The organism is Microcystis sp. M179S2, assembly GCF_020245805.1.
Lineage (GTDB): Bacteria > Cyanobacteriota > Cyanobacteriia > Cyanobacteriales > Microcystaceae > Microcystis > Microcystis aeruginosa.
The window spans coordinates 1-13368 of record NZ_JADBUE010000364.1; the positions used below are offsets into that span (position 1 = coordinate 1).

14 protein-coding genes and 1 pseudogene are annotated in these 13368 nt (G+C 43.7%); 13 read left to right on the top strand and 2 right to left on the bottom strand.

All coding sequences use genetic code 11. The features are described 5' to 3' along the window. Window positions 1–186: 186 nt before the first annotated feature. Window positions 187–1581: a DUF2252 domain-containing protein gene (locus IM500_RS22830; protein WP_002760397.1), complete on the top strand. Its 1395-nt coding sequence runs from the start codon at window positions 187–189 to the stop codon at window positions 1579–1581. 324 nt (window positions 1582–1905) lie between these two features. Continuing rightward, entirely contained in the window at window positions 1906–2289 is a 384-nt protein-coding gene (locus IM500_RS22835) for a DUF4346 domain-containing protein (RefSeq protein ID WP_190721525.1), read from the top strand. A 221-nt stretch (window positions 2290–2510) separates the two neighbouring features. On the opposite strand, the gene IM500_RS22840 is transcribed toward IM500_RS22835, so the two are convergent. Further along, complete coding sequence (locus tag IM500_RS22840; RefSeq protein WP_190721523.1) at window positions 2511–3374, bottom strand: branched-chain amino acid ABC transporter permease; 864 nt, start codon at window positions 3372–3374, stop codon at window positions 2511–2513. 270 nt (window positions 3375–3644) lie between these two features. On the opposite strand from IM500_RS22840, the gene IM500_RS22845 reads away from it, so the two are divergent. Both IM500_RS22845 and IM500_RS22850 read left to right on the top strand, forming a co-directional pair. Beyond that, window positions 3645–4154, top strand: a complete 510-nt coding sequence (locus IM500_RS22845; RefSeq protein WP_190721522.1) for a pentapeptide repeat-containing protein — start codon at window positions 3645–3647, stop codon at window positions 4152–4154. Next, complete coding sequence (locus tag IM500_RS22850; RefSeq protein ID WP_287739595.1) at window positions 4151–5278, top strand: 5-(carboxyamino)imidazole ribonucleotide synthase; 1128 nt, start codon at window positions 4151–4153, stop codon at window positions 5276–5278. Before IM500_RS22845 ends, IM500_RS22850 begins: the two co-directional genes overlap by 4 nt. Before the next feature lie 165 nt (window positions 5279–5443). On the opposite strand, the gene IM500_RS22855 is transcribed toward IM500_RS22850, so the two are convergent. After that, window positions 5444–6382, bottom strand: a complete 939-nt coding sequence (locus tag IM500_RS22855; protein WP_190721518.1) for an SGNH/GDSL hydrolase family protein — start codon at window positions 6380–6382, stop codon at window positions 5444–5446. 82 nt (window positions 6383–6464) lie between these two features. Here IM500_RS22855 and IM500_RS22860 point away from each other — a divergent pair, with 82 nt between their 5' ends. The 9 genes and pseudogenes from IM500_RS22860 (at window position 6465) to IM500_RS22900 (ending at window position 13261) form a co-directional block, all read left to right on the top strand. Then, on the top strand, window positions 6465–6599 hold the full coding sequence (locus tag IM500_RS22860; protein ID WP_002736350.1) for a hypothetical protein: 135 nt from the start codon (window positions 6465–6467) through the stop codon (window positions 6597–6599). A 165-nt stretch (window positions 6600–6764) separates the two neighbouring features. Continuing rightward, window positions 6765–8756 (top strand): DICT sensory domain-containing protein, encoded by a 1992-nt coding sequence (locus tag IM500_RS22865; RefSeq protein ID WP_190721515.1) that lies wholly within the window; start codon window positions 6765–6767, stop codon window positions 8754–8756. 162 nt (window positions 8757–8918) lie between these two features. After that, a complete protein-coding gene (locus tag IM500_RS22870) occupies window positions 8919–10124 on the top strand; it encodes an argininosuccinate synthase (protein ID WP_002797600.1) in 1206 nt (401 codons plus the stop codon). Between the two features lie 195 nt (window positions 10125–10319). Beyond that, window positions 10320–10735, top strand: a pseudogene (locus tag IM500_RS22875) (XisH family protein). Further along, window positions 10723–11064: a XisI protein gene (locus IM500_RS22880; RefSeq protein ID WP_190721513.1), complete on the top strand. Its 342-nt coding sequence runs from the start codon at window positions 10723–10725 to the stop codon at window positions 11062–11064. The pseudogene IM500_RS22875 and the gene IM500_RS22880 overlap by 13 nt, the downstream one beginning before the upstream one ends. A gap of 149 nt (window positions 11065–11213) precedes the next feature. Continuing rightward, entirely contained in the window at window positions 11214–11594 is a 381-nt protein-coding gene (locus tag IM500_RS22885; protein WP_190721511.1) for a hypothetical protein, read from the top strand. A 2-nt stretch (window positions 11595–11596) separates the two neighbouring features. Further along, a complete protein-coding gene (locus IM500_RS22890) occupies window positions 11597–12025 on the top strand; it encodes an HNH endonuclease (protein ID WP_158200901.1) in 429 nt (142 codons plus the stop codon). 253 nt (window positions 12026–12278) lie between these two features. Beyond that, the gene (locus IM500_RS22895; RefSeq protein ID WP_190721508.1) at window positions 12279–12974 is read left to right on the top strand and encodes a PEP-CTERM sorting domain-containing protein; all 696 of its coding nucleotides are present in this window, start codon (window positions 12279–12281) and stop codon (window positions 12972–12974) included. Between the two features lie 131 nt (window positions 12975–13105). Continuing rightward, window positions 13106–13261, top strand: coding sequence for a hypothetical protein (locus IM500_RS22900; protein WP_287739596.1), 156 nt, complete (start codon window positions 13106–13108; stop codon window positions 13259–13261). Window positions 13262–13368 lie beyond the last annotated feature (107 nt).

Here is a 13368-nt window from a genome sequence, read left to right on the forward strand (position 1 = left end):
ATGGGGCGAAAGTCTGTGGACTCTGTGTAAGACAGTACATGGTTTTTTAACTGTGGTATGCGACGGTGGTGGAAGCAGAAACTTAAATCGTGAGGTTTAGGAATCGCCGCACTTTTAGGGCGGCGAGGATGTCAATTAGTCATCTAACAGCAAGGGATGTAATCTCATTCAGGGGAAAAAGTCGCTATGAACCACCAAATAGAAACCCCGATCCGGTCACCCTCTCAAGCTCGATTCCGTTCACGGGAGGAACGCATCCAGATCGGTAAATCCCTGCGGGAGCGATTGCCGCGTTCTCGCCACGCTATCTGGCAACCCCCCGCAGCTGGTCGAGAGCCGATCGAGATCATCGAAGCATCAAATCGAGGGCGATTACAGGAATTGATTCCTATCCGCTACGGACGGATGTTGCGGAGTCCCTTTACCTTCCTGCGCGGTTCCGCTGCTTTGATGGCCTACGATCTGGCCACCACTCCCAAAACCGACATTATCGTGCAGGCCTGCGGGGATTGCCACCTCTTGAACTTCGGATTTTTTGCCACCCCCGAACGCAATTTAGTCTTCGATATTAACGATTTCGACGAAACCCTACCCGCACCTTGGGAATGGGATCTCAAGCGTCTAGTGGTCAGCTTTGTCATCGCCGGCAGGGATAGCGATCTATCCGATCGAGAATCGAAGGCAGCGGCGATCGATTGCGCTCGTTCCTATCGGGAACACCTGCGGGAATATTCTCGCCTCAGTCCCTTAGAGGTATGGTACACGCGCATAGGAGTAGAACAGGTGATCGAGATGGCTCCCGACGAAAAGACGCGGAAGATACGGGAACAGATGATGACAAAAGCCCGCGAGCGCATCATCGAACATCTCTACCCCAAGATCGTCACCCAAACCGCGGGACGCAATCGCTTTGTCGATCAGCCGCCCATTCTCTACCATGTCAACGAACCGGATTGGGAGACTCTCGTGCGTGAGGGTCTGGAAGACTATCGCCAATCCCTGCCGGAGGAACGCCGGGTCCTGTTTGATCGCTACCGGTTAGAGGACTTTGCCCTGAAAGTGGTAGGCATTGGCAGTGTCGGCACCAGATGTTATATCGCCCTATTTTTCTCGGAAGATAACCATCCCCTCATCCTACAAGTTAAGGAGGCTTGCCCTTCAGTTCTTGAACCCTATACCGCCAAGAGCCAGTACGAAAATCAGGGACAACGGGTGGTTACAGGCCAGAGATTGATGCAATCCTCTAGCGACATATTTTTAGGCTGGACCCAGGGAAGACGGGGCAATAACTTCTATTTACGGCAACTGCGGGATATGAAGTTTTCCCTACCCATTGAGGGAGTGTCGGCCGCCCAACTGCAACGCTACGCCGAGTTCTGTGGCTGGACCTTAGCCCGCGCCCACGCTAAATCTGGAGATGCGGCCACCATTAGCGGTTATTTGGGGAAAGGAGATCAGTTCGATCTAGCGATGGGTGAATTTGCGATCGCTTATGCCGAGCAGACAGAACAAGATCACGCCGCTTTGGTGGAAGCGGTCAAAACAGGACGGGTTGAGGCTTTGGTAGAAGAAGATTTATAGCATTAAGCTCTCAGCCATCAGCCTGTTATTTTTCGACCTTAGATTAGGGGCGCAAAGCTCGCGCCCCCAGATGGCAGCTGGTGTGATACTAAATCTGGTTATTAAAAACTGATTATCTATTGCCCCTTTTGCCTCTTTCCTCTTGCCCCCGCTCCCCACTTTCCTATACTTTTTAAACAGGATTTAGTATTATTGCTCAGTAGGTCAGATTTGCTCACAGAAAATAGGGGTTATCTCGACAAAATACTCTAGAAAAAGGATGATGGTATGTGATATAATTTGCTCTTGCTTTCAACTACATATTTAAGTAATTTTGTCAAGAAAATGAGCGAATTAAAATCCCAAATCACGGCTATTGATCATCAACTTTCCAAACGTCCGATCACTCTCGATCCCGCAGGATATTTTATTATTTATCTAGACCGAGAAGCCGGGTTAATCTGTGCCAAACATTACAGCAATATTATCAATGAAAAAGGTTTAGCCGTCGATCCAGAAACGGGAAAAGTTATCGGTGTTAGGCAAAAACTTGATCGCAATCCTGAGACTATTTACACCGCAAGAACCGCCAAAGAATTAGCCGTAAAAGTGATCGAAGAAACCCACCCTTGTCCGATTACTATGTTCGATCATGCTGCTTATTTAGGTCGAGAATTCACCCGCGCTGAATACGCTTTAATCACCGGGGAAGAATATATTCAGGATTAAAGATTGGGCTTTTCAGTAATCAGTAAACAGTAATCAGTAAACAGTAAATAGTAATCAGTAAATATAGCAGTTTTCATCAGAATGAGGCATGGGCAAGGGGCTTAAGTCCTTTGTTGGCAAAACTTGTCGATACCTCAGTAACGTGAAAAGCCCTATAAATAACTTAAAACTTAAAACTTAAAACTTACATCTGATAACTGATAACTGATAACTGTTAACTGTTAAACCGTGCCTTTAAATAAACCTTGGGGACGGAATAATAACAGCAGGATCATAATTAATAAAGCCACGGCTAATTTATAATCAGAACCAATTAAGGGGACACTAATTTCTTGGGCAACACCAATAATTAAAGCACCGGCAATCGCTCCGTAGGGATTACCGATACCACCTAAAATCACGGCGGCAAACATTGGTAAGATTAAAAACCAGCCCATATTGGGACGCACTCCCCCAGTAATTAACCCGAACATCGCTCCGGCGAAAGCAGTTAAAACTCCCGTGATTATCCATGTCCAGAAAACAACCCATTCGACGTTAATTCCGGTTACTCTAGCTAAATCGGTGCTGTCAGCTACGGCGCGCATCGCCTTACCGATCTTAGTTTTTTGCAATAACAAATGGAGGGCAATAATAACTATAATTGCCAAACCAATGACTAACAATCGATCGAAAGCTACTTTAATCCCAAAAATTTCTGTAGCGGTCATCACAGGGAGATCGTAGCGTTGATTACTACCGCCCCAGATCATTAAAATACCATTGCGAAGAAATAAAGCCAAACCGATCGAAATAATAATTAAAGTGGTAGAATCAGCCCGTCGATCGCGCATAGGTTTCCATAATAATCTCTCGGCAATGAGCATGGCAATAGCTGTCACTGCTGCCCCCACCAGCATCGCTAACCAGAGATTAATCCCTTGAGCATTTACCACCCAAGTTATGTAAGCACCCAAAGTCATAAAATCGCCGTGGGCAAAATTAGACAGACGCAAAATGCCACAGGTAAGGGTTAACCCAACAGCAGCCAGAGCAATAATACTGCCGACGGCTAAACCATTGAATAAAAGTTGCGGTGTATCCATCAAACCTCTTGTATAAATCAGAAATTGTCCTTAGAAATAGAAGTCAGGAGAGAGAAAATGAATTAACTTTTGTCTTTTACTTTATTTAGCTGAAAACTGGGGGCCCGTGGCTTAAATATTTTTGTTTAGACCAAATTGCATGGCAGTATAAGCCTAGACAGCCATTATAAAGGTTTGTGTGCCAGCAATTTCTAGCGGCTGGCGGAAAGCTGACGGCCGATGACTTACTGCTATAAAATCAAGAATGCCCACTGATGGAATTTTCCGCCAATGAAGACTATCTTTCGATTAGCGATCGCTTTTTTTGCCTTACTATTTATCCTATCTCCTGTCAATGCCTTAGCAGCCAGTTCTGCTGCTGTCACAGGAGCCAATGCCAGTTATGAAAACCAGAATCTGACAGGAAAGGATTTTTCGGGACAAAATTTGCAATCTGCCCAATTTACTAACGTTAATCTGCAAGATTCTAACTTTAGCTCTGCCGATTTGCGCGGGGCAGTGTTTAACGGAGCCTCTATCATCGAAGGCAACTTTCATGGAGCGGACTTAACCAATGGGTTAGCCTATCTGAGTACCTTTAAAAATTCCGATTTAAGCGATGCCATTTTTGCCGAAGCAATTATGCTGCGCACCATTTTCGAGGGAGTAAACATCAACGGTGCTGATTTTAGTTTGGCAGTGCTTGACGCTCAACAAATCAAAAATCTCTGCGAAAGAGCCGAGGGTGTCAACTCAAAAACCGGCGTCTCTACCCCGGAATCTTTAGGATGTGATCAATGATGCAAAGAAGGGTTGGTGTTATTGGTGGTGGACAATTAGCTGGGATGATGGCACAGGAAGCCAAGAAATTAGGCATTTCTCTAATTGTACAAACACCACACCCCGACGATCCCGCCGTTGCTTTAGCTGACGGGGTTGTTTTTGCGGAAATAGCCGACGTGGAAGGCACAAAAAAACTAGCTCAACATTGTGATCTGATCACTTTTGAAAATGAGTTTGTTAATTTAGATGCCCTAGAAGAATTAGCGGCCACAGGAGTTAAATTCTATCCTAGTTTGGCAAATCTGCGCCCCCTATTGGATAAATACGAGCAAAGATGTTATTTACGCTCCCTAGGGTTGCCTGTGCCTGATTTTTGGGCGATAGATAATTTGTACCAATTAGAAAATTATCCTTTTCCGCTAGTGCTGAAAGCGCGACGACACGGTTATGATGGTCAAGGAACCTTTATTATCCGCACGCCTGAAGAATTAAAGGCCAAAAAGCCGCAATTAGAGCGTCTTGACTTGATGTTAGAAGCTTATATTCCCTACGAGCGGGAATTAGCCATCGTTGCCGCTAGGGGATTAACTGGGGAAATCGTCACCTATCCCGTGGTGGAAACCCATCAAGAGGAGCAAGTCTGTCACTGGGTAATCGCTCCCGCCGCTCTTAACCAATCATTACAGGCTCAAACCGAACCTATCGCCCATCATCTGTTAAGTAGTTTGTCGGCGGTGGGTGTTTTCGGGATGGAATTATTTGTCACTCCGCAGGGAGAGGTATTGATTAATGAAATCGCTCCCCGTACCCATAATTCCGGTCATTACAGCCTTTCTGCCTGTCTTACCTCCCAATTTGCCCTACAACTGCAAGCAGTGGCTAATTTGCCCCTCGGAGCCACGGATTTAAAATCTGCCGGGGCAGTTATGGTTAATCTATTAGGTTTTGAGGATAGTGACGGTGATTATGCCGAAAAAAGAGCAGTTTTAGCGGCAATCCCAGACGCTCACGTTTTTTGGTACGGTAAAAAATCCCGTCCCGGTCGAAAATTAGGCCATGTCACCCTGTTAAGGGATACAAGCGATCGCTCCAAGTTATCGGATCTGGCAAAGCAGATAGAAAAGCTTTGGTATGGTTGTTAGGGAAGTGGGGGTGTGGGGAAGTGGGGAAGTGGGGAAGTGGGGAAGTGGGGAAGTGGAGCATTTGGCTGAAATTTCCCTAAACCCCTAAACCCCTAAATCCCTATCACCCTGACTCCTGAACCCTGAATCCTGCTCCCAGCAAGAAACTTTTTCAGTAAATCCTAATTAAAAGACATTTTTGATGGCCTCGGTCAGTTTTTGACTAATTAACTCGTTACCGTCTCGACTAAGATGAATATTATCGATATAGAGGGAATCGGGATTGGGATGGGCTTGAAAAATGGGCAGAAAATCTAGATAAAAAATCTGCTGGTTGCTGGTGAAATCCGCTAGTCTTTGACGGGCTTTTAATTCATAATCTCGCCCCTGTTTTTGAGCTTCGCGAATGAGGGGGGTAATAGCGATAATTAAACGGGCTTGATTAGCCTGAGCAAGGGCTTGAATTTGGGCAAGAGCGGTTAAATTATTGCCCACTCGATCGCCTCCTTCTTGCACCGGTGGCAGGGGAGGATAACGCTTAAAATATCGATCGTACAACTCGATTAAAGCTAAAGCCTGCCGGCGAGCGGGATAATTAATTTCTCGTCCCACCACCGCCGAACTAGGAGCTAAAGCGAACAGATCATCGGTGTTCATTAATAACACAATCACCTGGGATTCAAAGGTGCCGAAACGTCGCAGATAGGCCGATTGATTGCGCGGTCCCCAAGAATTGGCCGAAGCATTGAGAACTTCCACTGAACCCGTCAGATTCTGGCCTAAATTTTTGGCGATTAAAGCAGCAATGGTCTCTTTTTGATCTGTCCACCAGGAGCCATTAGCGATCGAATCACCGATTAACATGATTCTCGTCGTCTCCGGGGGCCGTTGGGTTGTAATCGGATCGCTCCGCATCGAATACTGATTAACGGCGATAAAATTGGAAAACCGGCGCGTTTGTTGATTAGGAGCCAAAAGATAGCCAATTTCGGCATCAGCTTTGTAAATAAGCGGATTACCGAACCCGAAGACAATTCTTAAAATAGCCTCAAGGAAAAGGGCAAGGGCGAAAAGAACGCCTAGAATGATTAAAGACAGCCGAATGATACCAATTTCTAATAACACGGATAGATGAGAGTTCGCTAATTTATGATCCTAAAGTGTCTCATACTTTCTACATCCATCTCATGAAAAGGAGTTAAGGGCAATGTCAGACTTAAATCGTGGCATCATGAAATTCGAGGGGGCCGATAAACCGGCAGTAGTGGCGATATCGTCCATTATCGTTATCGGTAGTATTATTGCTCTGATCCTTTGGGCAATGAAAGTCGCCTACATCTAGTTAGCTAGAATAATTTCGCTCACTTTTGGCATCACTCGGTTTAAATTTCTTGCCATCACGATCTCACCTCTTGTCCCCTTGAGCCTGTAGGATAGGGTCAAGGGAGAAATTGCTAGTTCCCTCTATCGCGCTTGCTAGTTACACCCGACTCGAAACAGATCATCGATGAGCAGATCAACTTCTGTTTTAACAGAACTGTTGCAGTTACTCCCCCAATGGCGATCGCAGATGTACTTCAAAGCATCCCTGACCGCGCTATCCCACGCCATGGAGGATCAGGTTTTAGCGGAAGACGATCAACCGTTAGTGATTGCCAGTTTTCAGCGTGAGCGCTTTTATCGTCAAGAGGCCCATCGCTATCGACGCATTGCCCACAAAAGCGGGCAAGTTTATGTTTTGTCGGCCCCAGAAACCGATTTTAAGCATAGTTCCGACATTTACGAGACGATCGCTTTTCAACCAGAGGACAGTTTAGCCCAAGAATGGCATCTAGTGGTTATCGGTGGCCATTATGCTAGTTGTTTAATCTGTCGGGAACGAACCCATCTGACAGCAGAGGGGGAAAATGGGGCAGCTATGGATAATAATCGCCGTTTTGAGGGGATTTGGACGAGCGATCGCCATGTAAGTCAACAGGCCGCCCAAATTCTTTTAAATCATATTCTCGATTATCGTCCCGAACTAGCGGAGAAAATTAGGCGCGCTCAAGAAGAATACCTGATCTGTGAACTGACGGACAGGGATCATCAAGAGGAACCAGATCCCTTTGTCCAGCGATTGGTCACTTATTTGCAAGCGGGACAGTATAAACTGCTGAAAGCCAATCGTTCCTTGGCATCGAAAGAACACAAGGAAAGACTGATCAACTCGGTGACAGCCTCGATCCGTCGTTCCCTCGATCCGGAAGCTATCCTACAGGTGGCAGTGCAGAAATTGGGGCAGGGATTGGGAGTCTGTCGCTGCGTGGTCTATCGTTGTAAGGAAGCCGACATTAACGCCACCATCGAACACGAATTTTTAAACTCCGGCATTAGTTCCATCAAAGGACAAAAATGGCCACTGAAAAATAATCCTCTTTTTCAGGAAGTGCTGGAATTGAGAGAATCCCTGAAAATTGAAGACGCTATTCACGATCCCCGTCTCCCCGGGGATTCCATTCAAAATCTGGTGCGGGAATGTTCCATCTATTCCTGGTTATTAGTACCGATTTTTTACCAAAGTCGTCTCTTGGGAATGTTGGAACTGCATCACTGTGGACCCTATACCACCACTTGGAAGAGCGAGGATGTCGCCCTTGTGGACGCGGTGGCCACTCAAATCGGAGTCGCCCTCATTCAAGCAGAAGCCTACGCTAATTTACAGGATTTAAATGAACAATTAGCCGCTCTCGATCGCACTCGTTCTAATTTAGTCGCCATAACCGGCCACGAATTACGCACCCCCCTCTCCACCATTCAAGTCTGTCTAGAAAGTTTGGCCTCGGAACCGGATATGCCGGCAGAAATGCGCCAAATTATGCTTGATACTGCCCTGAAAGATGCGGAACGAATGCGTAAATTAATCCAAGATTTTTTAACTCTTTCTCGGTTAGAAAGTGGCCGGGTTAATTGGAATCCCGAAGCTTTATCCTTATCGGAATGTGTGGAATTAGCCATCAGTCACGTTCACTCCCGCAATCTCGACAACGAAAATCCAAAAATTAGCAATCTTGTCCCCCCTAATCTGCCCTTTGTTTTAGCCGATGGCGAGTGGTTAGTGGAATTACTCTCCAAACTTCTCGATAATGCCTGTAAGTTTACCGGTCGCGAGGGAAATGTCTCGATCGAAGTCGCTTCGGGAAAGCCAAAAACTCTAGAAGTAACCATTTCTGACACTGGACGCGGGATCGAACCCAATCGTTTAGAACAGGTTTTTGATCGCTTTTACCAAGAGGAGGGGGCCCTGCGACGCAGTGCCGGGGGAACCGGTTTAGGACTGGCTATCTGTCGTCAGATCGTTAATGGTTGGGGCGGCGAAATTTGGGCAGAATCCCAGGGCAAAAATAACGGCAGTCAGTTTCATTTTACTATTCCAATATTTAAAGATAAAACTAACGATAATCCCAAAAATACCGCTCCGAAAAAATCCTCCCGTCGTCCTGCCAGTAAACGTAAATAGCGGCCGGTTGCCCGTTTAGTTTTTGCTCTTTGCTCGTGACTTCCTATTCCTTTTCTTCATCAAAAACTAAACAAAAAAGCATTAAAAAAGAAGCATCAAATCCCCAAGATATATAATAAAATTAAAAGAGTAATCAATTAGTCGTTTTTAGGTGAAAAAATTATGGGACGCGCCAAGAGAGTGGTTTTAGCTTATTCCGGAGGAGTCGATACTTCCGTCTGTATTCCCTATCTCAAACAGGAATGGGGAGTAGAAGAAGTGATTACCCTAGCCGCCGATTTAGGACAGGGAGACGAATTGGGACCAATTCAAGAAAAGGCTCTGCGCTGCGGAGCGATCGAATCCTTAGTCGTCAATGCTCAGGAAGAATTCGTCAAAGAATACGCTTTTCCCTCAATTCAAGCTAATGCCCTGTACGAAAATCGTTATCCCCTTTCTACCGCCCTGGCTCGTCCTTTAATCGCTAAATTATTAGTAGAGGCCGCCGAGAAATACGGGGCCGATGCCGTCTCTCACGGCTGCACCGGCAAAGGTAACGATCAGGTGCGTTTTGATGTGGGCATTATGGCCCTCAATCCTAGTTTAAAAGTTCTCGCTCCCGCCAGGGAATGGGGCATGAGCCGGGAAGAAACCATCGCCTACGGGGAAAAATTCGGGATTGAGTCTCCCGTGAAAAAATCCTCACCCTTTAGTATCGATCGCAACCTCTTGGGGCGCAGTATTGAAGCCGGTCCCTTGGAAGATCCGATGACGGAACCCCCGGAAGAAATCTATTTAATGACCAAAGCGATCGCCGATACTCCCAACGAGCCGGAATACGTCGATATTGGTTTTAATCAGGGAATTCCCGTCAGTTTAAACGGAGAAAATCTCGCTCCCGTCACGCTAATTAGTCAATTAAATGACCTAGTGGGTAAACACGGTGTTGGTCGGTTAGATATGATCGAAAACCGGGTAGTGGGAATTAAATCCCGAGAAATTTACGAGGCCCCGGCTTTATTAGTTTTAATTGACGCTCACCGGGACCTAGAAAGTTTGACTTTAACTGGAGATGTTACCCAATATAAACGGGGAATTGAAGATACCTACGGACAGTTAATTTATAAAGGATTGTGGTACAGTCCCTTAAAGGAAGCGATCGATGCTTTTATCCTCAAAACCCAAGAACAGGTAACGGGATCGGTGCGAGTGAAACTGTTTAAAGGTAACGCTAAAGTGGTCGGTCGTCAGTCAGTCAATTCTATCTATTCTCCCGATTTAGCTACCTACGGAGCCGAGGATCAATTTGATCATAAAGCTGCCGAAGGTTTCATCTATGTTTGGGGATTACCCAGCAAAGTTTGGGCAGAAAAAACTAGAGGGAAGTAATCAACAATTCTCCCCTAAGTAAGTGGGTTTTAATTCAGATCCCCCCAAGGTAGGGTTAATTCATGAATTAACCCTACTATGACTGGACCAGGGGGGAATCAACAAATAACTGATTTAAATTTGATCACCGATTTTATCAGACTTAGGATTGTTAATAAAATTAAATATAACTAATAAAATTACTTTTTTAGAACCATGCCAGCAAAAGATATTTACCATGAAGCCGTGAAAAATGCCTTAATTAAAGACGGTTGGAGTATTTTAGCTGATCCTGATAAAATTAAATATAAAGATGTTGAATATTTGCTGATTTAGCAGCAGAAAAACCTTTGGCTGCTGAAAGAAATGGACGTAAAATTGTTGTGGAAATCAAAAGCTTTTTAAGTCCCTCACCTATGAGAGATTTTGAAATAGCTTTAGGACAATATATTTTATATCGAAATTTAATCAGTCTTACCGAACCAGAATATCAAATTTATCTAGCCATTAAAGACAGCATTTATGAAAATTTTTTCCAACGAGAATCAATTCAGGCTATTGTGAAAATAAATCAATTACTTTTGCTGGTTGTTGAGATGGAAAAGGAGAAAATTTTACAATGGATAGACTAGAAAAATATCGCAATGCCATTAAAAAAGTATTAACAGAATATCACGAATGGGTTTCTGGTTCTGCTAATTTAGATCAAGAAAGTTGTCTGGTTTTTGACGAGATACATGATCAGTATTTTTGGCTTTTTATGGGTTGGGAAGGCAAGAAAAAAATCAGGAATATTCAAGTCCATATTAGGATTAAAAATGAGAAGATTTATATTGAGGAGGATTGGACTGAGGAAGGGATCGCTACGGAATTATTAAGGGAGGGTATTTCTAAAGAAGATATAGTTTTAGCTTTTTACGATCTGGAAACTCGTAGGTTAACTGGGTTTGCTGTGAGTTAAGTTATCGGTAAATCTTGCTTGGAAATCTGAGGTTGATAAAAGAAGCTTAAAGGAGCTATTTTGTTACTTTTGAACCATTTTATCCCTATAGGTAACAAAAATTTGAGTTATAATTATAATATCTCTATAAACCAGCATAAAAAAAGTTTATGGCTATTTCAATTACTTTAACCCTACCTGATGAGATTTTTAATCTAGCTCAATCCTTAGCCCATTCAATTAACCGTGATCTTAATGATATATTAGTAGAAGCGATCGCTTTTTCTATTAGTCCCAATTATCAAGGCGAAAAAATCTCATCCCTAAATTCATTATCAGATGAAGAAATTATCAAATTAACTCAATTACAAATGGCATCAGAACAGGATCAAAGATTAAGCGAGTTGCTCAATCAACAACAAGAGAGAGATTTATCAACCTTTGAAAATAGGGAACTTTGGTCATTGATGCAAATTTATCAAATAAACTTGTTAAAGAAGTCTCAAGGATTAAATGAAGCGGTTAAAAGAGGATTAATTTCACCCTTATAAGCATGAATCCTAGCCCTATTCCCGACTATATTAAAGATAAAATTCGCCAACAAGCTAATAATCGCTGTGGGTATTGTTTAAGTTTACAAAAATATGTGTTAGGATTGCTGGAGATTGAACATATCATTCCTAAAGCTAAAGGGGGAAGTGATGATGAATATAATCTCTGGTTAGCTTGTCGTTTATGCAATGGCTATAAGGGCAGACAAACCGAAGCAAAAGACCCCGAAACTGAGCAAATTGTTCCCCTTTTTAATCCAAGAAAACAAATATGGTCAGAACATTTTCAATGGAGTCAAGAGGGAACACAAATTTTAGGAAAAACGCCTTGTGGACGTGCAACAGTTATGGCATTAAAACTCAATAATTTGATTGCCACCACAGTTAGACAACAATGGATCTTAGCAGGATGGCATCCCCCTAAAATTTAACTTCAAAACCAAAGCAGTTCATTTTGATAATTTGGGTCAAAGAAATAAGTAGAGGTAGAACCTCGCTTATCTGCGTTGCAAGGTAGAATATTTATATAACCCACAACTATCTTAAATATAGAAACCATAATAAATTATGATTAAATAACCCTTGACTCCCCCCCTTTTTTGTGATACTTTTTGTTGCAGAATATTGGCGCAAAACTAGCGTTAAATATGACCATAATTTTCTACTATTACTGTCATCGAATCCATGAAAAAATTACTGACAATTTTAACCCCCTTGACTCTGATGGGGTTAGCTGGGGTTACTCCTGCTCAAGCGGCAATAGTAGCTGGTTGGAATTCATTTAATGCCAGTACCGCAACCTATCCCAAAGCGGCGAATACTGTAGGTGCGAATATAACCAGCACTGGGTTAAACACCGCCGGGATAAATCGGGAGAATGATCCTATCTTCCTGTTGGGTGGTTCTACTACTAACGGTTGGAATACAGGTAGCACTGTTAATACCAGCCAATATGTGGAATTTGCCGTACAACCTAGTGCAGGTTTTCAAGTCGATTTTACTAACTTACAACTCAATGCGGCCCAAACTGAAACGCAGCTAGATTTAGTCTTGCGCTCTAGTGTTGATGGGTTCACCAATAATTTAGGGACACAAGTTAACTTAACAACTAGCTTTAATACCTACAGCTTTGACCTAAGCAGTTTAGCACCCCAAACCGGACCGGTGCAGTTCCGTCTCTATGGACTGAATGCTAATGGCTTGTCTGTCTATTTAATTGCCGACAACTCCACTAATGTTACCGGGGGTGGGTTTGTGGCTCTTAATGGGGATATCACTCCTGCTGGTGGCGGTGCTGTATCAACCCCGGAACCTAGTGGTATAGTGAGTTTAATCGCTGTTGGTGCCTTGGGTGCCGCTTCCCTTCGTCGTCGGGGATAAATTATCCTTAAGAGGGGCAACTACAGAGGGGTTGCCCCGAAATTGGTTAAATATTATCAATATTCTTTTGCATTTCCTCGGCAATTTGTTAAGGTGATAAGGTGAAAGAGGAATAACAATCAATAGAGCCAATGACTCCCCAATTAATGATTCAACCTTCGTCTTTAATGAGAGAAGGGGTTGAACTCCGCGAATTTGGTAACATTTATTTATTCAGGTTTACTTCAGAGCTACAATCTCGTTGTGAGCAGTTAAAGTTAGGGTTAGGCGATCGCCGTTATGCTTAATAAATTTCCTGACGATGCCTGATGCTGTGGAGCTACAGAATGGAATCCTGATCTAAGTGATCAAATTCTAAGTAAAGTTATTAAAATTAGAATCTTGGAACAAAATC

Excerpts from the sequence above, each read along its gene's own strand:
- IM500_RS22880 (WP_190721513.1), top strand. The coding sequence starts at position 10,723 with ATGGATAGACTAGAAAAATATCGCAATGCCATTAAAAAAGTATTAACA.
- IM500_RS22900 (WP_287739596.1), top strand. The coding sequence starts at position 13,106 with ATGACTCCCCAATTAATGATTCAACCTTCGTCTTTAATGAGAGAAGGG.
- IM500_RS22840 (WP_190721523.1), bottom strand. The coding sequence starts at position 3,374 with ATGGATACACCGCAACTTTTATTCAATGGTTTAGCCGTCGGCAGTATT.
- IM500_RS22850 (WP_287739595.1), top strand. The coding sequence starts at position 4,151 with ATGATGCAAAGAAGGGTTGGTGTTATTGGTGGTGGACAATTAGCTGGG.
- IM500_RS22895 (WP_190721508.1), top strand. The coding sequence starts at position 12,279 with ATGAAAAAATTACTGACAATTTTAACCCCCTTGACTCTGATGGGGTTA.
- IM500_RS22835 (WP_190721525.1), top strand. The coding sequence starts at position 1,906 with ATGAGCGAATTAAAATCCCAAATCACGGCTATTGATCATCAACTTTCC.
- IM500_RS22890 (WP_158200901.1), top strand. The coding sequence starts at position 11,597 with ATGAATCCTAGCCCTATTCCCGACTATATTAAAGATAAAATTCGCCAA.
- IM500_RS22845 (WP_190721522.1), top strand. The coding sequence starts at position 3,645 with ATGAAGACTATCTTTCGATTAGCGATCGCTTTTTTTGCCTTACTATTT.
- IM500_RS22870 (WP_002797600.1), top strand. The coding sequence starts at position 8,919 with ATGGGACGCGCCAAGAGAGTGGTTTTAGCTTATTCCGGAGGAGTCGAT.
- IM500_RS22860 (WP_002736350.1), top strand. The coding sequence starts at position 6,465 with ATGTCAGACTTAAATCGTGGCATCATGAAATTCGAGGGGGCCGATAAA.
- IM500_RS22830 (WP_002760397.1), top strand. The coding sequence starts at position 187 with ATGAACCACCAAATAGAAACCCCGATCCGGTCACCCTCTCAAGCTCGA.
- IM500_RS22865 (WP_190721515.1), top strand. The coding sequence starts at position 6,765 with ATGAGCAGATCAACTTCTGTTTTAACAGAACTGTTGCAGTTACTCCCC.
- IM500_RS22885 (WP_190721511.1), top strand. The coding sequence starts at position 11,214 with ATGGCTATTTCAATTACTTTAACCCTACCTGATGAGATTTTTAATCTA.